This is a genomic window from Fictibacillus nanhaiensis (assembly GCF_042686385.1).
GTDB classification, from domain to species: domain Bacteria; phylum Bacillota; class Bacilli; order Bacillales; family Fictibacillaceae; genus Fictibacillus; species Fictibacillus nanhaiensis.
In genome coordinates, this window is record NZ_JBHUPF010000014.1 from 1 (window position 1) to 20,314 (window position 20,314).

Annotated in this window: 20 protein-coding genes, 1 rRNA gene and 1 riboswitch; of the genes, 3 read left to right on the plus strand and 18 right to left on the minus strand. The window is 44.6% G+C overall.

What is annotated here, in order from left to right; translation table 11 throughout:
- Positions 1–144: 144 nt before the first annotated feature.
- Genes ACFS5O_RS19670 through ACFS5O_RS19680 form a run of 3 tightly spaced genes read right to left on the minus strand, consistent with a single transcriptional unit; the run spans position 145 to position 3,282 of the window.
- Positions 145–450 (minus strand): YerC/YecD family TrpR-related protein, encoded by a 306-nt coding sequence (locus ACFS5O_RS19670; RefSeq protein ID WP_066242834.1) that lies wholly within the window; start codon positions 448–450, stop codon positions 145–147.
- 17 nt (positions 451–467) lie between these two features.
- Positions 468–1,484: a DUF3048 domain-containing protein gene (locus ACFS5O_RS19675; RefSeq protein WP_205724112.1), complete on the minus strand. Its 1,017-nt coding sequence runs from the start codon at positions 1,482–1,484 to the stop codon at positions 468–470.
- Positions 1,485–1,533: 49 nt separating this feature from the next.
- Positions 1,534–3,282, minus strand: a complete 1,749-nt coding sequence (locus ACFS5O_RS19680; protein WP_205724111.1) for an adenine deaminase C-terminal domain-containing protein — start codon at positions 3,280–3,282, stop codon at positions 1,534–1,536.
- 92 nt (positions 3,283–3,374) lie between these two features.
- Here ACFS5O_RS19680 and ACFS5O_RS19685 point away from each other — a divergent pair, with 92 nt between their 5' ends.
- The 3 genes from ACFS5O_RS19685 to ACFS5O_RS19695 are packed head-to-tail and all read left to right on the plus strand — an operon-like array spanning position 3,375 to position 5,089.
- On the plus strand, positions 3,375–3,635 hold the full coding sequence (locus tag ACFS5O_RS19685) for a YgaP family membrane protein (protein ID WP_082861228.1): 261 nt from the start codon (positions 3,375–3,377) through the stop codon (positions 3,633–3,635).
- An 18-nt stretch (positions 3,636–3,653) separates the two neighbouring features.
- Positions 3,654–4,925 carry an MFS transporter gene (locus ACFS5O_RS19690; protein WP_205724110.1) on the plus strand — a complete coding sequence of 424 codons (1,272 nt, stop codon included), beginning with the start codon at positions 3,654–3,656 and terminating at the stop codon, positions 4,923–4,925.
- A gap of 59 nt (positions 4,926–4,984) precedes the next feature.
- Positions 4,985–5,089 carry an EYxxD motif small membrane protein gene (locus tag ACFS5O_RS19695; RefSeq protein ID WP_328086095.1) on the plus strand — a complete coding sequence of 35 codons (105 nt, stop codon included), beginning with the start codon at positions 4,985–4,987 and terminating at the stop codon, positions 5,087–5,089.
- Here ACFS5O_RS19695 and purD read toward each other — a convergent pair.
- From purD to rrf, 15 genes are all read right to left on the minus strand, one after another.
- Positions 5,067–6,335, minus strand: a complete 1,269-nt coding sequence (gene purD, locus ACFS5O_RS19700; RefSeq protein WP_205724109.1) for a phosphoribosylamine--glycine ligase — start codon at positions 6,333–6,335, stop codon at positions 5,067–5,069. The two genes, ACFS5O_RS19695 and purD, sit on opposite strands and share 23 nt — an antisense overlap.
- 577 nt (positions 6,336–6,912) lie before the next feature.
- Positions 6,913–8,451, minus strand: a complete 1,539-nt coding sequence (purH, locus tag ACFS5O_RS19705) for a bifunctional phosphoribosylaminoimidazolecarboxamide formyltransferase/IMP cyclohydrolase (RefSeq protein WP_205724108.1) — start codon at positions 8,449–8,451, stop codon at positions 6,913–6,915.
- On the minus strand, positions 8,448–9,038 hold the full coding sequence (gene purN, locus ACFS5O_RS19710; protein WP_205724107.1) for a phosphoribosylglycinamide formyltransferase: 591 nt from the start codon (positions 9,036–9,038) through the stop codon (positions 8,448–8,450). The genes purH and purN overlap by 4 nt, the downstream gene beginning before the upstream one ends.
- Positions 9,035–10,075, minus strand: a complete 1,041-nt coding sequence (gene purM / locus ACFS5O_RS19715) for a phosphoribosylformylglycinamidine cyclo-ligase (RefSeq protein WP_205724106.1) — start codon at positions 10,073–10,075, stop codon at positions 9,035–9,037. The genes purN and purM overlap by 4 nt, the downstream gene beginning before the upstream one ends.
- 14 nt (positions 10,076–10,089) lie before the next feature.
- Positions 10,090–11,508 carry an amidophosphoribosyltransferase gene (gene purF / locus ACFS5O_RS19720; protein ID WP_066399607.1) on the minus strand — a complete coding sequence of 473 codons (1,419 nt, stop codon included), beginning with the start codon at positions 11,506–11,508 and terminating at the stop codon, positions 10,090–10,092.
- On the minus strand, positions 11,484–13,715 hold the full coding sequence (gene purL / locus ACFS5O_RS19725; protein WP_205724105.1) for a phosphoribosylformylglycinamidine synthase subunit PurL: 2,232 nt from the start codon (positions 13,713–13,715) through the stop codon (positions 11,484–11,486). Before purL ends, purF begins: the two co-directional genes overlap by 25 nt.
- The gene (gene purQ, locus ACFS5O_RS19730) at positions 13,699–14,382 is read right to left on the minus strand and encodes a phosphoribosylformylglycinamidine synthase subunit PurQ (RefSeq protein WP_205724104.1); all 684 of its coding nucleotides are present in this window, start codon (positions 14,380–14,382) and stop codon (positions 13,699–13,701) included. The genes purL and purQ overlap by 17 nt, the downstream gene beginning before the upstream one ends.
- Complete coding sequence (gene purS, locus ACFS5O_RS19735; RefSeq protein WP_137791366.1) at positions 14,379–14,633, minus strand: phosphoribosylformylglycinamidine synthase subunit PurS; 255 nt, start codon at positions 14,631–14,633, stop codon at positions 14,379–14,381. Before purS ends, purQ begins: the two co-directional genes overlap by 4 nt.
- Positions 14,621–15,343, minus strand: coding sequence for a phosphoribosylaminoimidazolesuccinocarboxamide synthase (gene purC, locus ACFS5O_RS19740; RefSeq protein WP_197132203.1), 723 nt, complete (start codon positions 15,341–15,343; stop codon positions 14,621–14,623). The genes purS and purC overlap by 13 nt, the downstream gene beginning before the upstream one ends.
- A gap of 329 nt (positions 15,344–15,672) precedes the next feature.
- A complete protein-coding gene (purB, locus tag ACFS5O_RS19745) occupies positions 15,673–16,965 on the minus strand; it encodes an adenylosuccinate lyase (protein WP_066390818.1) in 1,293 nt (430 codons plus the stop codon).
- The gene (gene purK, locus ACFS5O_RS19750) at positions 16,962–18,116 is read right to left on the minus strand and encodes a 5-(carboxyamino)imidazole ribonucleotide synthase (RefSeq protein ID WP_205724103.1); all 1,155 of its coding nucleotides are present in this window, start codon (positions 18,114–18,116) and stop codon (positions 16,962–16,964) included. The genes purB and purK overlap by 4 nt, the downstream gene beginning before the upstream one ends.
- Positions 18,109–18,594 carry a 5-(carboxyamino)imidazole ribonucleotide mutase gene (gene purE / locus ACFS5O_RS19755; protein ID WP_205724102.1) on the minus strand — a complete coding sequence of 162 codons (486 nt, stop codon included), beginning with the start codon at positions 18,592–18,594 and terminating at the stop codon, positions 18,109–18,111. Before purE ends, purK begins: the two co-directional genes overlap by 8 nt.
- 105 nt (positions 18,595–18,699) lie before the next feature.
- A riboswitch (purine riboswitch) is annotated at positions 18,700–18,802 on the minus strand.
- An 83-nt stretch (positions 18,803–18,885) separates the two neighbouring features.
- Positions 18,886–19,089, minus strand: coding sequence for an NETI motif-containing protein (locus tag ACFS5O_RS19760; protein ID WP_205724101.1), 204 nt, complete (start codon positions 19,087–19,089; stop codon positions 18,886–18,888).
- Positions 19,090–19,092: 3 nt separating this feature from the next.
- A complete protein-coding gene (locus ACFS5O_RS19765; protein WP_066390813.1) occupies positions 19,093–19,620 on the minus strand; it encodes a DUF2179 domain-containing protein in 528 nt (175 codons plus the stop codon).
- 559 nt (positions 19,621–20,179) lie between these two features.
- Positions 20,180–20,295: ribosomal RNA gene (gene rrf / locus ACFS5O_RS19770) — 5S ribosomal RNA — on the minus strand.
- Positions 20,296–20,314 lie beyond the last annotated feature (19 nt).

The following is a 20,314-nucleotide window of genomic DNA, read 5'->3' on the forward strand; positions in this document are numbered from 1 at the left end:
CAGCCCACTTTGTTTCTTTTGAATAAACGTTTTTGCCCATGCAAAAACACCTCCGATTTTTCACTTTTAATAAGTGTATCATTTCGAAGGTGTTTTATTGTGTCCCATCTACCTAGGTTAGTCTACAGGCAGGTTTTCTTCTCATTATTTTGCTTCTTCCTCTTCATGAACGCGGTCGAGTACCATCGCATATGCGTCGTTTCCAAAGTTCAAACAACGTTTTACACGTGAGATCGTTGCCGTGCTCGCTCCTGTTTCACTCTCGATCTTGTGATAGGTTTTTCCTTCACGAAGCATGCGGGCTACTTCCAGTCGCTGCGCCAAAGATTGAATTTCGTTCATCGTACAAAGGTCATCAAAGAATCGATAGCATTCTTCCATATCCTTTAGCGATAAAACCGATTCAAAAAGCTGATCTAATGCTTTTCCTCGTAATTTATCAATTTGCATGAAACATGCACTCCTTTTTATTGCATCTTAACCGAATCTGTCATTCCACTCGGTACAATGTTAATCCATGTCTTTCCTGGAACAAACGCTCCACCGTCCGGAACGATTCTTCCGTTTTCGTTTTTCCACGAAATGTTTTGTGCGACACCATTCTGAATCAGAATCGCATCTCCGCCTGACGTTAAGTTGATCTCTCGTCTGCCGGCATCATCGATTACACGGTGCGCTGCTTCAACAATGAATACATTGTTAACCGTAATGGGTGTTTCGGTCTCACGATCTATCGTTGGTTCATTGTTGCTACTTCTCGCGTACGTCTTCTTCTTAGTAGAGTACGTGAATCCTACTGTTTCTCCGCCTGGATAAGAGATCTTAACCTCTTTTGCAGGTGCACCTTCTATATTTTTAGCACTCTCACTAGTTAAAAATGAAAGCATATCCAGATCGTCTGATTGCTCGGCGCCGATCTTCTCCATCCCTTTTTGAATATTTTCATAGGTGATATAAGAGTTGTGCGGCGCTTTTCTAAAATCAGCCCGATTGAAAAGAATTCCATCATAATCCATTCCGTTCAAGTGATCGATCGTCCCACTATCGAGAATCTCTTTCGCTTCAGGACTGAATCCATGTGCCACGAATAAAGCATCGTAGCCCCGTGAGAGTTCGATGTAATAATCTCTCGCACTGCGAACCGGTCCTACTACTTCAGGCATCTCACTTTGGAAAATCGCCAAAAAGCGTGTAAGTTCTCCCTCAGCTAATACTTCGTAAACAATATCAGCTTTATGAAGTCCAGATTGCGGTCGTGCTTTCGGGTGGTTGTTCACCATGACTGAAACCGCGCGATGATCTACCTCTTCATTCGTTCCCAAGCCAGTGAGGGGATAAACAGAAGAAAACTCCTCTTTTTTTGAATCCGTCGCTTCCGCTTTATCTACTTTACCGTCTTCTAAAACTTTATCTCTTGCGTCCTTACATGCAGACAGCGTTAATACCATCATGATCGAAATCAAGATGACGTACCACTTTTTCATTGGGCTCACTACCTTTGTATCGTATTATTTTGCCCAATCCTTTTCTATATTAACGCATAATCGAAGGAAAGAGTAACCCTTTCTTTTTAACATCGTAAATGCCTCTTTGCGTAATGCGGATGTATGGCAAGTGTGTGGAAGAGAAAAACAAAAGCGAATAGATCGGATCTTCATATTGGTAGCCTCGTTCTCTTAGTGCGTTCGTTAATCTTTTCTCTTCTACCACTAGTTCTTCTATACTAAGATTCGACATTCCTCCCGCTAAAGGAAGTTTTATCTCAGCGACGATCTCGCCTCTCTCCGCAAGAACGATTCCTCCGCCGACTTCTTTCAAGCGTTCGAACGCTACAGCCATATCTTTTTTGCTTTTTCCGATGATCAAAAGATCTCCCGTATTGGAATACGAGCTCGCAAAGCCATACAGATTTTTCGCAAAACCCTTTACGACCGTATTGATTCTCCACTTTCCTTCTTTATCGATCAGCATTAAGAAACACTCGTCTGATTCTCCGTTAATCTCTTCAGAAAAAGGATTGATCGATACATTATATGGCCGTGTGATCACACTATTGTACATTTCTATTCCAACGAGACCAGAAAACTGAAAATCTTCGTCTTGGAGGTCCCATTTGATCTCTCTTTTTTTGATGCCATGACCTTCCCAATCAAATTGAAAGTCACGATCGTCACTAACATCCTTACCGTCACGTTTCATCCATTTTCCTTTTGCCAACACAGATTCAGGCAGAGGATTTGTTACGTCATCTAAAATATTTAGATGGGCGACTCGCCCTGCCGCAACCATACCAAAGAGGTGATCCAGACCGTAATATCGAGCCACGTTATAAGAGACCATCATATACGCATCCACTGGATCAAGCTCTGCTTCAAGCGCGATCTGCAGCATCTTATCGGTAACCCCTTCTTCATAAAAAGCAGGTGTGGAACCGTCTGTCGTCAAAAAAATTCGTTCATAATTCGTGATGCCTTCTTCTTTCATCTGACGCAATAATTTCGGAAGATCTGGACGAATCGAAGAATAACGAAGCGACACTTGCAGACCGGCATTCAATCGGTCCATTACTTCTGTCCCTGTCATCGCTTCATGATCGCAATCCACTCCGAGCAACGTCATCGCAGTTAGGGTCTTTTCAGAAGCTCCTGGCAGATGTCCCTCAATCTTTTTACCCGCTTTCTTCGTCTTCAGCATCCAATGCAACAGCGTATCATCACCATGTAGCACGCGCGGCCAGCTCGTTAACTCGCCACCTTGAAGAACATACGGGCTCTCGAGCAGCTGCCTCACACTTTTTTCTGAAAAATAATTTTCTTCTTCTAGAAGTTCTGTCTGTGCGTCATAACGGCACCACCAAAAGAAATTAGAAGGCAGATCGTTCACGTCTTCCATAAAAGAAAGCGCTTTCGAAATATTCATTTCAAAAAGCAGCATAAAGTTATCGGCTAAAAATACGGACGTTCCACGCTGCAATGCATATCGCGAGAGCGACTGGGGATTATAAAGTTGAAATGGATGACAATGAGGTTCAATATATCCCGGCACAACAAACTTACCTTTTAGATCTGTGATTTCCGTTCCTGTTGTATGTTCAGGCATCTTTTCGCCTACATAAACGATGCGGTCTTGAAGGATCCAGATGTTTGCTTTTACCCATTTTTTAAGAGCTGTGTTCAAATAAGTAGCGTTTGTTAAGACAAGCGACGGTGCCAATTCACCTTGAATGACGGTCACTTGTTTGCGCATTTGCGCTTTTGTCCAAAAAGCAATGTGTTGGTTCATGTTGGATCACCTGTCTTCTCTCTGAAAATTTCGTTTTTTCAAGAATACCATATTCATCAAGCAAATTGGTGAAAATTGAAAGGAGTATCACAATGAGACAAAATATTGGTTTAGTTAATAGCATGATTCGTATTATTGCAGGTCTAACACTGCTTTCTGTTTATACAGCAAAGCTGACAAGAAAGCCTTACAAAGAGTCATACATCCTTATGATCTTAATGGGTGCGATGAAAGTAGCAGAAGGAATCGTTCGCTACTGCCCAGTGACTGACCTTCTTCACAAAAGCAAAGAAATGAACGACATGGATCTTGGTAACATCGCGGAAGAAGGTTCGCCGTTCAACCCTTCATAATAAGAAGGAGGCAGCACTATGCCCACTCATTCTTTATTAAAAGGCAACAGACCATTGTTCAGTCTATTGGTCGTTGTCTTTATTACCCATCTTGGCTCGTATCTTGTCTTGCCTGTCCTTCCTATCCTCTTAAAAGTGGAAACCGGACTAACAGCGGCACAGATTGGTTTTACTCTCGCTGTTATCTCGATCTTCATGCAAGTAGGAAGTGTGGTCGGAGGCGTATTCGCTGACCGTACAGGCAGACGTTTTATCATCGCACTTGGTGCTTTAATACGGGCAGGCGGGCTAATAGGTTTCGCTTATTTTTCAACCTATTCACTCATATTGTTAACTGCTGCGATCAGCGGGCTCGGTCTTGGGCTTAATGCACCGTCCACAAAAGCATTTATTTCATCGCTCGTTAAAGCTGACATGAGATCTACTGCTTTTTCTTTGCGCGGAATCTTTGCCAACATTGGGATGGCGATCGCTGGATTGACCGTCTTCGCTTTATTTACCGGAAGTTCGAAACTTATCTTTATCACCGCTGCTGTTATTTATTTAGGAGCAAGCGTGATCAGCTGGTTCTTCTTACCTGCAGGCTGTGGAGACGAAAACTGCCGAGAAGTTAAGTGGAGTGAATATCGACAGGCGTTAAAAAACATTCCCTTCCTTGTTTTTGTGATCGCCACCATCTTTGTTTGGGCACTTTACGTACAGTTTGCACTCGTACTCCCGCTTCGAGCTGAAAGTGTTCTGTCCAACGGAAAAGACATTAGCATCATCTGGACCATCAACAGCATCACGGTCATAATAGCTCAAACGCTCATCACAAAAAATATTATCCGAAACATTCATCCACTGACTTCTGTTGGCATTGGTGCGATCTGTATCGGATCTGCACTCGGAAGTTTGTATTTCGCGAACACTTTATTTTTCTTTGTTTTTACCGGAATCATCTTTATCACAGGTGAGATGTTGATCATGCCCACGTTGGATACGTCGATCTCACAGCTTGCAGCTGCTAGGTTTCTTGGCATGTTCTTTGGATTAGCAAGCGTCTTTACAGGGATTGGGGAAGCGATCGGAAATTCAATCGGAGGACGTTTGTTTGAAGTGGCGGATGGCGGACAAAGCACTGTTCCTTATGTCACGTACGTGATAGCAGGTTTTGTTATCTTTATTGGGATGCAGCTCTTACGTCGTTGGAAGCCGTTATCTATTATACAGCCACCGAAATCCATGCCAACTGCAGCTCCGAATACAGACTCAGCCACATCTCATCCCAATCCAATAAATGAAGGCTGACGAACAAGGTCATCAACCATGTCCGTCAGCCCTCAATTTCAATATAGGAGGTAAGCCATATGAGTTACGAATACTTAATGGATACGGCTTTTCTTTATATCTTGCTTATCGGCGGAATCATCGCCATCTCGTTTGTGTTTATTAAGAAGAGACGTGCGAAATAGCTCGAAAACCGATATCTTTGCGATAGAATGACCCTTCGCACGTGATTTTCTTCATTTCTTTATACACGTTTTCCTGAGCTTCACTTAATGAACGTCCTTTAGAGGCTACCAATAATACCCGGCCACCATCTGTTAAAAGAGATTCACCTTCTCTTTTCGTTCCCGCGTGAAATACGTTAGAACCACCTGAAATGTTTTCTAGCCCCTGAATCACTTGAGCTTCTGAGGAAGAAACAGGATAACCATCTGACGCAAGCACCACACCAAGTACGGATTCTTCTGACCATTGAAGTTCCGGCTTTTTGCCGTTTAAAAGGGATAGAAGCAGATCAGCTAGATCGTTTTGCAAGCGCGGCAGAATCACTTGTGTTTCCGGGTCACCGAATCGCGCGTTAAACTCGATCACTTTCGGACCATTCTTTGTTAAGATTAAGCCCGCATAAAGAATCCCTGTAAAAGGAGTGCCTTCTTGTTTCATCGCAGAAACGGTTGGCTGAACGATCTCTTTTATCGCTTTTTGGATGTCTGCGTCAGAAATTTGAGGAACGGGTGAGTAAGCTCCCATCCCACCTGTGTTCGGACCTTTATCTCCATCATAGGCACGTTTATGATCTTGAGCAATCTCCATCGGAAGGACAATCTCGTCATGCACGAAAGACATTAACGAAAATTCTTCTCCTTCCAAGAATTCTTCAACAACCACCGTTTCACTCGCAGAACCAAAGCGTTTGTCCACCATCAGTTCGTGTAAGCCTTCTTCTGCTTCTTCTAAGGTCATCGCCACAATGACACCTTTACCTGCCGCAAGCCCGTCCGCTTTTAACACGATCGGCGCCCCTTTTTCCCGAACATATGCTAGAGCTTCATCGTGATTCGTAAACGTTTCAGAAGCTGCTGTTGGGATGTCATACTTTTTCATGAGATTCTTCGCGAACGATTTTGAGCCTTCGATCTCTGCTGCCGTTTTAGACGGGCCAAAGATAACAAGGCCTTCTTCTGTGAAACGGTCTACTATGCCTCCTAATAGAGGCACTTCAGGGCCAACGAATGTTAAACCGACTTCGTTTGCTTTTGCAAAAGTGACAAGCTCGTCGATGTTGGTTTCTTTGATGGAAACACATGTTGCTTGTTGTTCCATGCCTGGGTTTCCTGGTGCAGCAAACACTTTTGTGACACTCGGGCTGTTGGCAAACTTCCACACGAGCGCATGTTCACGTCCACCTTTGCCGATTACAAGAACGTTCATGGTTGCTACCTCCTTTTTTTAGCTTTGAAGTTTTTGAAAGCTGTTGATCTCCGTTCCAGGTACTCGCTTTCCGCGGGGCAGGCGGTGAGCCACATTCGTACGTTTCACGTATAAGTGTCTCACCTGCCCACCTGTCCCGCAGGAGTCTCGCACCTTGCACTCCTATCAACTCATCTTTGAAGAAAAGACTTTAAGGTTGTCGCTTTAAGAAGTTTTCTTTTTTTCTTCCTACAGCATGTTGATTGTAGCGTAAGGTTGCCTGCCACATGAGGAGCTTCTTGCAAGGCATGCGACGAGGAGGTTCACTTCGTCAGCATGAACTTGTAGACGCAGGAGCAGAGCGACAACCTTGAAGCGGTCAGTCCGAAAAGTGGAAGTGACTGTTCAGCCCCGACAAGCAAAAGGGAAATGGGCTTGGAAGGTGCACTTTGCCTTCTTGACCGTTTAACTTTTGACCTCGAGGGGCTAGTCACTGCAACTAGACAGGAGGCTCACCGTTCGCCCCATGGAAAGCGTGCAACCTGGAGCGGAAATCAACTACTTTCAGGAAAACAGCTAAACAATCTTCAGAAAAGAATTAATGCTTAAAGTGTCTTACGCCTGTGAACACCATCGTGATCCCGTGCTCGTCTGCTTTTTTGATCGAATCTTCATCTTTTATCGATCCACCTGGTTGGATGATCGCTGTAACACCAGCGCGTGCCGCAGCTTCTACGGTGTCATCCATTGGGAAGAACGCATCTGATCCAAGAGCAGAACCTTGTGCACGTTCACCTGCTTGCTCAATCGCGATTTTCGCTGCGCCAACGCGGTTCATCTGACCCGCACCAACACCTACTGTCATTTCGTCTTTCGCTAAGACGATCGCATTTGATTTCACGTGTTTTACCACTTTCCAAGCAAGCTTCAAATCTTTCCACTCTTGCTCAGTCGGCTGGCGTTTTGTAGGAATCGTCACGTTCGCATCATCTAACCCGAAAACGTCTTCCTCTTGAACTAACATTCCGCCTGAAACGGTCGTGATTTTTTTCGCGATCCCTTTACCTGCTGAGAAATCTAATTTTAATAAACGGATGTTTTTCTTTTTCGTTAGGATCTCTAAGGCTTTCTGTGTAAAAGATGGAGCGATGATGATCTCAAGGAAAATCTCACTCAACTTTTGAGCCGTTTCTTCATCAATTTCTGTGTTAGCAGCGATGATGCCGCCGAAGATCGATACAGGGTCAGCTTCAAACGCACGGGTGTACGCTTCAAGGATCGTTGAACCTGTTCCAACGCCACATGGATTCATGTGCTTAACCGCAACCACCGCTGGATCAACGAACTCTTTTACGATTGAAAGTGCTGCATCTGCGTCGTTGATGTTGTTGTACGAAAGCTCTTTTCCGTGAAGCTGTTCAGCGTCTGTTAAAGAGAGCGTGTTCTTCAGTGGCGTCGAATAAAACGCGGCTTTTTGATGAGGGTTCTCACCATAACGAAGGTCCTGTTTCTTTTCATATGTTACCGTGTAGGATTCTGGGTGCTCCTCTTCTACAGCTGCTGTTAAATACTCAGCGATCAACGCATCATAAGCCGCTGTATGACGGAACGTCTTCGCAGCAAGTCTGCGGCGTGTCTCTTCACTTACCGCTCCTGCACCATCAAGCTCACCCGCTACTGTCTCATAGTCTGCCGGATCTACAACGACAGTTACGTAGGCGTGATTTTTTGCTGCTGAACGAAGCATGCTCGGTCCGCCGATGTCGATGTTCTCGATCGCGTCAGCGAATGTGGTTCCTTCTTTGGCGATCGTCTCTTTGAACGGATAAAGGTTTACGACAACAAGATCGATCGGCGAAATTTCATTTTCTTGCATCGCTGTTTGATGTGTCTCATTATCTCGAACAGCGAGTAAACCGCCATGAATTTTTGGATGAAGCGTTTTGACACGCCCGTCCATGATCTCAGGAAAACCAGTCACTTCAGAGATACCGATTACAGGTATTCCTGCGTCTTGTAACGCCTTTTTTGTTCCGCCTGTAGAGATGATCTCTACGCCGTGTTGAGTTAGTTTTTCTGTAAAATGAAGCAATCCTTCTTTATTTGAAACGCTTATGAGTGCACGTTTGATCGTCAATGTAAGAAGCCTCCTACGGTGTCTTTTTGTAATAGTTTATTGATGATGGCTGGGTACAATTGGTGTTCTGCTTTTTGGATGCGTTGCTGCAGGGTATCCTCTGTATCGCCAGGCAATACAGGGATTCTTACCTGTTCGATGATCGGTCCTGTATCCATGCCACTGTCTACATAATGAACCGTTACACCTGTTTCAGCAACGTTCGCTTTCAGAGCTTGTCCGACCGCATCCTTACCAGGAAAGGCTGGCAGATAAGACGGGTGGATATTGATGATACAGCCTTCATATGCTTTTAATAATACCTCACCGACCAGCCTCATGTATCCTGCGAGAACGATAAATTCTACTCCATAGGATTGAAGTTCAGAAACGATTTCTTTTTCAAAATCAGCTTTTGATGCAAATGTTTTTGGCAAGAACGAATACGTTGGAATCCCGAAGTGACGCGCACGATCGATCACTTTCGCCCCCGGTTTATCACATACTAAAAGCTCGATATCCGCTTGAAGCTCACCTGATTCAACCGCGTCTACGATGGCTTGAAAGTTACTTCCGCTTCCAGAAGCAAATACAGCTATTTTTCTCATTCGATGTTTCCTCCACCAAAGATCACGCCTTCACCTTGCTTCACGCGGCCGATGATGTAAGGCTTCTCGCCTGTTTCTTCTAAAAGGCGGATGATCGGAAGCATATTTTCTTCTGAAACCGAGAGCACCATTCCAATTCCCATGTTAAACGTTGTGAACATCTCTTTCCGTGTCAGGTTTCCTTTTTCTTCGATCAGATCAAAGATTGCAGGTACCGGCCATGAACCATAATCTACTTCTGCCGCCAGACCTTCTGGCAGCATGCGTGGGATGTTTTCAATGAATCCGCCGCCTGTAATATGAGCAACACCGTTCACATCAAACTGATTGAACACTTCAAGTAACGGTTTTACATAGATGCGAGTCGGTGTTAACAGCTCTTCACCTAATGGTTTAGATAAGCTTTCAATGTGTTGGCTTAGATCAAGCCCTGCGTTTTCTAATAAAACTTTACGAACGAGTGAAAAACCGTTGGAATGAAGACCGTTTGAAGCAAGACCGATCAATACATCGTTCTCGGATATAGCAGCGCCGTTGATCAGCTTCGATTTCTCTGCGATTCCAACCGTAAACCCAGCTAGATCATACTCCTCACTGTTATACATGCCAGGCATCTCTGCTGTTTCTCCGCCGATGAGCGCACAGCCTGCTTGTTCACAGCCATCCGCGATCCCACTAACGATCTGTTCGATCTTTTCAGGGTGAAGCGTGCCGCAAGCAATATAGTCCAGGAAATAAAGTGGCTCAGCGCCTTGCGCTACGATATCGTTCACACACATCGCAACTGCATCTACACCGATCGTGTCATGCTTATCCGCCATGAACGCAAGCATCAGTTTCGTGCCTACTCCGTCTGTTCCGGAAATCAGCACAGGCTCTTTATGTGAAAATCCTGATAGATCGAACATCGCCCCAAATCCACCAAGACCTGCTAATACTTCCGGACGTTTCGTTCTCTGTGCATGTTTCTTGATACGATCGACCGCTTCATATCCTGCTTCGATGTTTACGCCTGCTTGCTTATATGCTTCTGCCATCGTCTTCTCCCCCTTTAAACAAGCTCTTTTTCATATGGTAAAACAGTATCTGGATAAATTTCTGTTGGATATCGTCCTGTAAAACAAGCTAAACATTGACCGCAGTTCGGCTCGGCATTCGAACGTCCGATACCTTCCATCAATCCTTCTACGGAAATAAACGATAAGGAATCCGCACCAATAATCTCACGGATCTCATCAACAGAGTGCTTAGATGCAATCAGTTCCGCACGTTCTGACGTATCGATGCCGTAATAGCATGGATGCGCGATCGGTGGAGCTGTAATGCGTACGTGAACTTCTGTAGCGCCCGCAGCACGCAGCATCTTCACGATTCGGCGGCTCGTCGTTCCGCGTACGATTGAATCGTCCACCATCACAACACGCTTGCCTTCTACGATTCCTCGAACCGGCGAAAGCTTCATCTTCACCCCAAGTTCACGAAGCTCTTGAGAAGGCTGGATGAACGTGCGTCCGACATAGCGATTTTTAATCAAACCGATCTCATACGGAATACCTGATGCTTCTGCATAACCGATCGCAGCTGAGATACTTGAATCAGGCACACCTGTTACAACATCCGCTTCAATCGGAGCTTCTTCATACATCTTTTTCCCAAGGCTTTTACGAGCCGCATGAACGTTGATTCCTTCAATGTTGCTGTCTGGTCGTGAAAAATAAATATATTCCATCGAACACATCGAGCGTTGAACAGAAGTCGAGAACGTATCGACCGTTAATCCATCTTCATTAATAATCAAAAGTTCTCCCGGCTGCACGTCACGCACGTATGTGGCACCAACTACGTCGAACGCACACGTTTCAGATGCGACCACATACGCATCACCTAGCATACCGAGTGACAATGGGCGTAATCCGTTCGGATCGAGCGCTACCATCATCTCGTTCTCTGTCATCACTAAGAACGCATACGCACCTTTTAGCATCGTTAAAGCGTTTTGTACTTTTTCTTTCAGTGTAAAATAACCGCTGCGCTTGATCAGATGAGCAAGCACCTCTGTATCTGAAGTTGTTTGAAAGATACTTCCTTGCGATTCTAGCTGATGCTTTAGCGCGTTGGCATTCACCAAATTCCCGTTATGAGCAAGAGCAAGCGAGCTTGTTTGTGAACGAAACAATAAGGGCTGAACGTTCGCAAGCTCATTGCCTCCTGCAGTGGAATACCGAACATGGCCGATTGCACCATGTCCGATCAATCCTTCTAGTTCACCTTTGCTGAACACATCGTTTACGAGACCGCTTCCTTTATGAATGCGTAAACGCTCTCCGTCTGTTACAACGATTCCTGCTCCTTCTTGTCCGCGGTGCTGCAGACTGTGGAGCCCGTAATACGTTAATTGCGCAGCATCCGGGTGACCCCAGATCCCGAACACACCACATTCTTCGTTTAAGCCTTTGATGTCAGCAAGCATGGAATAGCTCCTTTCCAGGCGTCTTGCATCTCCTGGAGCGTGCAGGATAACAACTCTTCACCCTGCTCATTATCGATCGCTAGACCGCTCTCAGAACGAACAAAACCTATGATTTTTGCGTCTTTTACAAGCTGTTGGAACTCATCTTGATGTTCAGGTTTTACTGTAACTAAGAAACGGGATTGAGATTCTCCGAAAAGACTTCCGATCGGCTCATCTGTTAGCGTCACGCTCGCTCCTACTTTTCCGTCCATCACAGACTCAGCAAGTGCAACAGACAGTCCGCCTTCTGCAACATCATGCGCAGATTGGATTAACCCTTTTTGAATCGCTGCTAAAAGCTCACGCTGTCTTGTTTCTTCCACTTCTAGATCGATGTGAGGCGCTTTACCAAAAATGCGTCCTTCTTTCATCTTCTGAAGCTCACTTCCTCCAAATTCAGCTTTGCTCTCACCGATTACATAGATGATGTCGCCCGCTTCTTTAAAGCTCTGAGTCACGATGTGCTTCGTGTCTTCAATAAGCCCAACCATACCGATGACGGGCGTCGGGTAAACCGCTACACCGTTTGTTTCGTTATAAAGAGATACGTTACCACCGATGACTGGCGTTGCGAGTTTGTTACATGCCGCACTCATACCGTCAGCTGATTTCTCTAACTGCCAGAAGATCTCTGGCTTTTCAGGATTTCCGTAGTTTAAGCAATCTGTCACCGCAAGAGGCTGCGCTCCTGAACATACAAGATTACGAGCTGCTTCAGCAACAGCGATCATGCCGCCTACTTCTGGATCGAGATAGAGATAGCGAGAATTACAGTCTGTTGTCATCGCTAACGCTTTTTTCGTTCCTCTTATTCTTACAACTGCCGCATCCGAACCAGGTGCTACAACGGTATTCGTACGCACCATGTAGTCGTACTGGTTGTAAACCCATTCTTTACTCGCGATCGTTGGTTGCTTCAAAAGAGAGAGCAACGTAGATTTGAAGCTAGTAATCTCTGGGAAGTAGTCTGCTTGCGCTTGGAACTCACCGTAATATGCAGGTTCTTTTGATGGCTTATGATAAACCGGTGCATCTTCTGCAAGAGCATCTACCGGTACATCTGCTACGATCTCACCTTGGTGAGTCAGACGAAGTACTTGTTCTTCGATAACCGTTCCAACCGTTACGCAATCTAGATCCCATTTGGCAAAAATCTTTTCTACTTCATGCTCACGACCTAGTTCAACAACTAACAACATGCGCTCTTGAGATTCTGAAAGCATCATCTCGTATGCCGTCATACCTGTTTCACGCTGTGGAATAAGATCAAGGTTCATCTCGATGCCCATGCCCGCTTTACTTGCCATCTCAGCGGACGAACTTGTAAGACCTGCCGCACCCATATCTTGAATTCCAACAAGCGCATCACAGTTATGAATAAGCTCGAGGCACGCTTCCATAACGAGTTTTTCCATAAAAGGATCTCCAACTTGAACCGCTGGACGCTTTTCTTCTGACGCTTCAGAAAGCTCTTCTGATGCAAACGTTGCACCGTGAATGCCGTCACGGCCTGTTTTCGCCCCAACGTACATGACAGAGTTTCCAGCACCTTTCGCTTGACCCTTTTTAATGTCTTTATGATCGATTAGACCGACACACATCGCGTTAACGAGCGGATTTCCTTCGTACGATGGATCGAATTGAACTTCTCCACCAACCGTCGGAATTCCGATGCAGTTGCCATAGCCTGCGATCCCCGCTACCACTTGCTCGAACAAATACTTTACACGCGGTGATTCTAATTCACCAAAACGAAGCGAGTTCAGCATCGCGATCGGACGCGCTCCCATCGAGAAAACGTCACGGATGATTCCACCGACACCTGTTGCAGCTCCTTGATAAGGCTCGATCGCTGAAGGGTGGTTATGAGATTCAATCTTGAAAACAACCGCTTGACCGTCACCAATATCCACGATTCCAGCACCTTCACCAGGACCTTGAAGTACGCGCTCACCTTTTGTAGGGAACTTGCTTAGAACAGGCTTTGAATTTTTATAAGAACAGTGCTCACTCCACATAACAGAGAACAGTCCTGTTTCTGTCCAGTTAGGAGATCTGCCGATAATCTTTTCTACGAGTTCAAACTCTGAATCACTTAAACCCATCTCACGGTATAATTTTTGCTCTTTAATTTGTGAACTTGTTGGTTCATGTTGCAGCGACATAACGTTCCCTCCAGCTCTTCACAATAGATTGAAATAATTTAAGACCATCTTTGCTGCCTAACAGCTCATCGACCGCGCGTTCCGGATGCGGCATCATACCAAGCACGTTGCCTTCTTCGTTCGTGATACCGGCAATGTTTTCAACTGATCCGTTCGGATTGTTTTTATATGTGAATACGATCTGGTTGTTTGCCTTAAGCTGTTGCAGCGTGTTTTGATCGCAATAATAGTTGCCTTCACCATGCGCTACTGGAACTGAGATCACTTCTCCTTTTTCGTACTGAGTCGTGAAGATCGTCGATGTATTCTCAACGACTAGCTCTTCTGGCTGGCAGATGAATTTCAATGATTCATTGCGACGCATCGCTCCTGGCAGAAGTCCTGTTTCTAGTAAAATCTGAAATCCGTTACAAACGCCAAGAACCGGTTTTCCTTCGTTTGCTGTTTTTACAACTTCAGTCATCACGTTCGAGAATTGTGCGATAGCGCCAGAGCGGAGGTAATCTCCATAAGAGAAACCACCAGGTAATAAAATACCGTCAAATTGATTTAAGTTCGTTGCATCGTGCCAGACGTACTCAACTTCAGCGCCGAGCTCATCTTTTACAGCATGATACATGTCTGTGTCACAGTTTGATCCTGGAAAAACGATTACAGCAAACTTCACTGTGCGACAACCTCCTCCACCTCGTAGCGGTAGTCTTCGATCACCGGGTTCGATAAAAGTTTCGAGCACATGTTCACGATTTTCTCATCTAGATCGTAATCGCCTTTTTGAAGCGTTAACTCCAGATACTTACCAATACGTACATCTTCAACCTCTGACTGTCCCATTTTGTGAAGCGAGCTCATTACTGCCTTACCTTGTGGATCTAATACACTCTCTCTTAATGTTACATACACCTTTACTTTGTACATGATAGGCCTCCTAGACGTTGTAGTATTTTTTCATAAGCATCTGTTAAACTTCCTAATCCCCGGCGAAATACATCTTTATCGAGTTTCTCGTTCGTTTCTGCATCCCATAAACGGCATGTATCAGGAGAAATTTCATCAGCGAGCATAAGGTTTCCGTTAGCATCTGTTCCGAACTCTAGCTTAAAGTCGACGAGCTTTACATTCTTTTGAACAAAATAAGAAGTGAGCACTTCGTTGATCTGAATCGCTTGTTCTGAAATCTGACTGAGCTGTTCTCGCGTTGCCAAGTTCATGATGTCGATATGTTCTTCCGTAATAAGCGGATCACCAAGGTCATCGTTTTTGTAATAAAATTCGACGATCGTGCGTGGAAGGATCTGACCTTCAGGAATTCCGGTACGCTTTGATAAAGAACCAGCCGCGATGTTGCGGACAACCACCTCTAAGGGGATGATGGTCACCTTCTTCACGAGCTGTTCAGTTTCGGATACTCGTTTTACGAAGTGGGAGTGAATTCCCTTCTCTTTAAGCAGTTCAAAAAGGATAGAAGAGATCTCGTTGTTCAGTCTTCCTTTTCCTGCGATCTCGGCTTTTTTCTCGCCGTTGAACGCTGTTGCTGAATCTTTGTAGCTGACCCAGACGACTTCTTCGTCTGTTGTGCGGTAGATGCGTTTTGCTTTTCCTTCGTATAGCTGCTCTAACTTCTCCATCGCGACCCCTCCGTTAAGTGAAGATTCCCAATATTCAATCTTTTAAAAAAGGCAAAGAGAAAGAGAGTTCAATAGATCACTCTCTTTTTAGTTGAAGTACTTCTTAAAAGCTTTTTAGTATGACATTGTTGTCGTTGAGAGAGGTTGATTTCCGTTCCAGGTGCTCGCTTTCCGCGGGGTGTGCGGTGAGCCTCCTCGACGCTTCGCGTCCTTAGGAGTCTCACCTGCCCCACTGATCCCGCAGGAGTCTCGCACCTTGCACTCCAATCAACTTGTCAATGAAGCGTTCCTAAAACAACAATCTTAAAAGATCCTTTTAATAAAACCCTTTAAAGCCCTAATCTGTCGAAGATTGTGTCTACGTGTGACAGATGATAACTGTAGTCAAAGCATTCAGAGATTTCTTCAGGTGTTAATTTTTCAGTAATTTTTTGTTCAGCTTCTACTAATGTTCTGAACTGTACGCCTTCTTCCCATGCTTGCATCGCTTTTGGCTGGACAGTGTCATATGCTTCTTCACGTGCCATTCCTTTGTCGATCAATTTTAGAAGTACGCGTTGTGAGTAGATTAATCCGTATGTGCGCTCCATGTTGCGTTTCATGTTCTCTGGGAACACGGTTAAGTTCTTGATGATGTTGCCAAAACGGTTCAGCATGTAGTTCAGTGCGATCGTTGCATCTGGTAGAATCACACGTTCAGCTGATGAATGAGAGATATCACGCTCATGCCATAGGGATACGTTCTCATACGCTGTCATCATGTAACCGCGGATTACACGAGCAAGACCTGTCATGTTTTCAGATCCGATCGGATTACGTTTATGCGGCATTGCTGATGACCCTTTTTGACCTTTTGCAAAGAACTCTTCTACTTCACGCGTTTCACTCTTTTGAAGACCGCGAACTTCAGTTGCGAACTTCTCGATGCTCGTTGCGATGAGTGCCAACGTTGACATGTAATGAGCATGACGGTCACGCTGCAATGTTTGCGTTGAGATCGGTGAAGCTTCTAGTCCAAGCTTTTCACACACATATTTTTCAACGAACGGATCGATGTTCGCATACGTTCCAACGGCTCCAGAAATTTTTCCGAAACGAACCGTATCAGACGCTTGCTTGAAGCGCTCCACGTTACGCTTCATCTCTTCGTACCAAAGAGCAAGCTTCAATCCGAACGTTGTCGGCTCAGCATGTACACCATGCGTACGACCCATCATCACGGTATATTTATGTTCTTTTGCTTTTTCAGCAAGAATCTCAACGAAACGATCTAGATCTTTTGCTAAGATATCGTTTGCTTGTTTAAGTAGGTAGGAAAGAGCTGTATCAACAACATCCGTTGAAGTTAGTCCATAATGTACCCATTTACGCTCTTCACCAAGTGTTTCAGATACTGCTCGTGTAAACGCAACAACATCGTGGCGTGTTTCTTCTTCGATCTCTAGGATGCGGTTGATATCAAATGACGCATTTTCGCGAAGCTTCTTCACGTCCTCTTTCGGAATATCTCCTAGTTCTGCCCAAGCTTCACAAGCTAAGATCTCTACTTCAAGCCACGCTTGATATTTGTTTTCGTCCGTCCAGATCGCTCCCATTTCAGGGCGTGTATAGCGTTCAATCATTGTGTTACCTCCGTTTTGTTATCACTTAAAAATAGTGCGGACACTCTTTCTGCTTTTTCTAGTGCCTGTTCAATCGTATCACCTAAAACCGTGATATGCCCCATCTTTCGTTTCGCTTTCGCTTCTTTCTTTCCGTACAGATGAAGTTTCGCTTCTCCTAAATTTCCTATCTCGCGTAACACAGTCTCATGATGTTCACCTAATATGTTGATCATCACGGCTGGTTTTATTAATTCTGTATTGCCAAGCGGCCAGTTGCATACGGCACGGACATGCTGATCGAACTGTGAAGTCTCACACGCCTCGATCGTGTAATGTCCGGAGTTATGCGGGCGTGGCGCTAGTTCGTTCACATAAATCGTACCGTCCTTTGCGACGAACATCTCTACGGCAAGCGTACCAACAAGCTCTAATTCCGTTGCGATTGACCCCGCTAGGAGCTTTGCTTGATCCGCTGTTTTGTTCGTGATGCGTGCTGGCGCGATCGTTTGATGCAGGATATTCTCTTTGTGTATATTCTCTGCGATCGGAAACGATTTAACCTCACCGCTCACACTTCTCGTGATGATCACGGATATTTCTTTTTCAAAAGGAACCCAAGCTTCCAGCACACAATCTGTCTCTTTTTCTAAAAGTGTTGCTGCGATCTCAAGATCACTTTCTTGCTTGATCACAAACTGCCCTTTTCCGTCATAACCGCCTCTGCACGTTTTGAGTACAGAAGGATAACCAAGTTCTTCCACCGCACGTTGTAGTGAACGAAAATCGGTCACTGGACGATATGGTGCAACAGGGACACCTGCTTTTTGAAGCGTTTCTTTCTCTTTCAAACGGTGCTGAGTGACGGAGAGAAGACGGCTTCCCTGCGGTAAGTTTCCGTTCTCTTCTAACCAGTTCGCACTCTCTGCATCTATGTTTTCAAACTCGTATGTGACGACATCGCTTTGTTCTGCAAGCTTCTTGATGCCTTCTCGGTCATCATAAGCTGTTGTGATCTGTTGATCCGCAACTTGCGCGCATGGTGAGTTCTCACCTGGTTCTAAAACAACAACGTTCAATCCCATCTCACGAGCGCTCAACGCCATCATGCGGCCGAGCTGACCTCCGCCAAGTATACCTAGTGTTTGTTGTGGTTTTATCGTTTTAAACAAGAAGCTCACTACTTTCGATCGCCTGTTGTTGTGCAGTAGCACGGCGTTGTTTTAAACGTTGTTTGACTCCTTCATCATGTACAGCCACCATCTGTGCGGCTAGAAGTCCCGCATTCGCTGCACCCGCTTTCCCGATCGCAACTGTCGCGACAGGAACACCCTTTGGCATCTGAACGATGGATAATAGTGAGTCCATACCGTTTAGCGCTTTGGATTGAACCGGAACACCGATTACAGGCAGGATCGTTTTTGCTGCGACCATACCTGGCAAGTGAGCTGCTCCGCCTGCTCCAGCAATGATTACTTCAATCCCTCTATGCTCTGCTTCTTCTGCGTATTGAAACATGAGATCCGGTGTACGGTGTGCCGAAACCACCTTCTTCTCGTAAGCTACTTCTAGTTCATCTAATAGGTCACACGCTTCTTTCATTGTTTCCCAATCTGAAACACTTCCCATGATTACGCCAACTTTAGCCATGGCAGCCTCCTTATTGTCAGAAAAAATAAAAAAGTCCAGTTAGTATGCTTCTCCCTAATATGAGAGAAAGCAGCCAACTGGACATACGTATCCGATAAAAATAGACAGAAAGATGCTTTCCCTCATAGTCTGATGAAATAACGGTCATCAGGTAGAGACTTACGGGCCATATTCCCGAAATTATATGAGGGCTTTATTCTTCTGATTTTATTGTAGCAATGATTGTTTTGTTTTGTCAACAAAAATCGAACATTAAGTTGTATATCACATTTAATGTTCGTGTTTTGGTCATTATTGAAGGAGTTTCCCTTCAAATACAATTCGTTGTTCCTTTACTTCTGGTTCCATTCTGCCGTTGCGTTTCACTTCATGGAAAACGGGCTCTTCCATTCTTCTCACTGGCGTATAGCCTTCTACAGCCATACGATCCAGACAATCAGAAATCGTTTCTCCTGCTTCAACAGCAAACTTCTTTTTAGAAGGTTTCTTCTCCATCTGTTACCTCCTGATACCCTTAACCCAAAATCCACCATGAAACGCTTTTGGTTCATGTGAAATAATAAACGCCTTCGGATCTAAATCCTTTACCGTATTATATAGGTTCATTTCTGATTTACGTGATGTTAAGATCTCCATCATCAAACGCTGTCCTTCACGACCTTCTGCCAGCCAGTTTGTAACCCCATAGCCTTTGTTGCGAAGCTCGTTCGGCAAGCCGCCTTCGAGATTTGTCGTAATTACGTTAACAGTAGTATATCCAAGTGCAAGCTTTTCTTCAATCTTCATTCCTACTAAAACACCAATTCCATAACCAACCGCATACGCAATTAAGTTTTGAATCTCATTCAAGTTATCAAGTACAAGCCCGAGGCCGACCACATAGATAATAACCTCGAACACACTAATAAAGGCAGCCAAGTACCTTTGTCCTTTCAACGTCAGGATCATCCTGATCGTAAAAAACGATACATATACAATATTGATCAATAAAATGATCCCAACCATGACGAACGCATTATCTAACATGATGGCAAGCCTCCCAAGGTGAAAAATACTTCGTTAAGGATAACACTTTTTGGACAAGTTGGAAACTGGAGAATTGATGCAAATGCAGTTGACGTTTTTAGAGGAGTTTAGTAGGAAGTTTGGCGGATGCCAAAGTATCCTTTTTGGGTTTGGGATTTGAATACAGGGCTCGGCGTAATGCCGAGTTTACTATATAGACTGAATGAAAGCATGGCAGATGCCAAGTTTCCTTTTGATGGTTTTAAGCTCAGGGTTAGGGGTGGGAATATGGTGAAGACTTATAAATATTTTTGAGGACTTATAAACTCTGATGAAGACTTATAAATTTTTTTGAAGACTTATAAATTCATTTGAGGACTTATAAATGTTAAGGCAAGTTAAGTTAGACTTTATTTCTTTCATAAAAACTCTTTATTTATATCCCGAATGCGCTGTTTTCAACTTTTAAATGATTCCAAAGTTTACTTTTCTAGCTATTTAATTATAAAAAGGTAAAGAAAAGCAGTTTTTTAAATACAAAAAAAGATGGAACGAACATAAAGTTCGTCCCACCTTCTTTGCCTAGCAACGTCCTACTCTAACAGGGGGAAACCCCCAACTACCATCGGCGCTAAAGAGCTTAACTTCCGTGTTCGGTATGGGAACGGGTGTGACCTCTTTGCCATCATCACTAGACCTATCATGACGTTAACCA

Coding starts and splice junctions, on each gene's coding strand:
- ACFS5O_RS19670 (WP_066242834.1), bottom strand. CDS start 450: ATGCAAATTGATAAATTACGAGGAAAAGCATTAGATCAGCTTTTTGAA.
- ACFS5O_RS19675 (WP_205724112.1), bottom strand. CDS start 1,484: ATGAAAAAGTGGTACGTCATCTTGATTTCGATCATGATGGTATTAACG.
- ACFS5O_RS19680 (WP_205724111.1), bottom strand. CDS start 3,282: ATGAACCAACACATTGCTTTTTGGACAAAAGCGCAAATGCGCAAACAA.
- ACFS5O_RS19685 (WP_082861228.1), top strand. CDS start 3,375: ATGAGACAAAATATTGGTTTAGTTAATAGCATGATTCGTATTATTGCA.
- ACFS5O_RS19690 (WP_205724110.1), top strand. CDS start 3,654: ATGCCCACTCATTCTTTATTAAAAGGCAACAGACCATTGTTCAGTCTA.
- ACFS5O_RS19695 (WP_328086095.1), top strand. CDS start 4,985: ATGAGTTACGAATACTTAATGGATACGGCTTTTCTTTATATCTTGCTT.
- purD (WP_205724109.1), bottom strand. CDS start 6,335: ATGAACGTTCTTGTAATCGGCAAAGGTGGACGTGAACATGCGCTCGTG.
- purN (WP_205724107.1), bottom strand. CDS start 9,038: ATGAGAAAAATAGCTGTATTTGCTTCTGGAAGCGGAAGTAACTTTCAA.
- purM (WP_205724106.1), bottom strand. CDS start 10,075: ATGGCAGAAGCATATAAGCAAGCAGGCGTAAACATCGAAGCAGGATAT.
- purF (WP_066399607.1), bottom strand. CDS start 11,508: ATGCTTGCTGACATCAAAGGCTTAAACGAAGAATGTGGTGTGTTCGGG.
- purL (WP_205724105.1), bottom strand. CDS start 13,715: ATGTCGCTGCAACATGAACCAACAAGTTCACAAATTAAAGAGCAAAAA.
- purS (WP_137791366.1), bottom strand. CDS start 14,633: ATGTACAAAGTAAAGGTGTATGTAACATTAAGAGAGAGTGTATTAGAT.
- purC (WP_197132203.1), bottom strand. CDS start 15,343: ATGGAGAAGTTAGAGCAGCTATACGAAGGAAAAGCAAAACGCATCTAC.
- purB (WP_066390818.1), bottom strand. CDS start 16,965: ATGATTGAACGCTATACACGCCCTGAAATGGGAGCGATCTGGACGGAC.
- purE (WP_205724102.1), bottom strand. CDS start 18,594: ATGGCTAAAGTTGGCGTAATCATGGGAAGTGTTTCAGATTGGGAAACA.
- ACFS5O_RS19760 (WP_205724101.1), bottom strand. CDS start 19,089: ATGGAGAAGAAACCTTCTAAAAAGAAGTTTGCTGTTGAAGCAGGAGAA.
- ACFS5O_RS19765 (WP_066390813.1), bottom strand. CDS start 19,620: ATGTTAGATAATGCGTTCGTCATGGTTGGGATCATTTTATTGATCAAT.